Origin of the sequence: Microbispora sitophila (assembly GCF_014892245.1) — a bacterium.
Classification (GTDB): domain Bacteria; phylum Actinomycetota; class Actinomycetes; order Streptosporangiales; family Streptosporangiaceae; genus Microbispora; species Microbispora siamensis.
The window spans coordinates 1-764 of sequence record NZ_JADBGC010000094.1; the positions used below are offsets into that span (position 1 = coordinate 1).

Genomic DNA, 764 nt, shown 5'->3' on the forward strand with positions numbered 1-764 from the left:
GACGAGATCGGTGAAGTCGCGCGGGCCTTCGACGAGGTGCATCGCGAGGCCGTACGGCTGGCGGGTGACGAGGCCCGGCTGCGCAGCAATGTCAACGCGATGTTCGTGAACCTGTCGCGGCGTACGCAGACGCTGGTGGAGCGTCAGTTGTCTTTGATCGATGGGTTGGAGCAGGGTGAGCAGGACGAGCAGCGGCTCGGGAACTTGTTCAAGCTCGACCACCTGGCGACTCGTATGCGTCGTAACAGTGAGAACCTTCTGGTTCTCGCGGGGCAGGAGCCCGCGCGCCGTTGGGGTCAGCCGGTGCCGATTGTGGATGTGGTGCGTGCTTCGCTGTCGGAGGTCGAGAACTACGAGCGTGTGGATATCCGGGTGCAGGCGGGGGCGTCGGTGGTCGGCCAGTCGGTCAACGACGTCGTCCATCTTGTGGCCGAGTTGGTGGAGAACGCCATTTCCTTCTCGCCTCGTGATAGCAAGGTCACGATCTCGAGCAATCGTATCGATGGCGGTGGTTTGATCATTTCGGTCAGTGACCAGGGTATCGGTATGACGCCTGAGGAGCTGGCGCAGACGAACTATCGGCTGGCGAACCCGCCGGTTGTGGATGTGTCGGTGTCCCGGCGTATGGGTTTGTTTGTGGTTGGGCGCTTGGCGTTGCGTCATGGCATCCGGGTGCAGTTGCGTCAGCAGGACGCGGGTGGTCTGACGGCGATGGTGTTGTTGCCTGAGGCGTTGCTGGCCAGTGCCGGCCCGGCGTTTCCTGG

Annotated in this window: 1 protein-coding gene; it reads left to right on the forward strand. The window is 62.8% G+C overall.

The features are described from left to right. A partial coding sequence (locus tag IL992_RS45570; RefSeq protein ID WP_193209507.1) for a sensor histidine kinase occupies positions 1-764 on the forward strand: 764 nt, incomplete at both ends.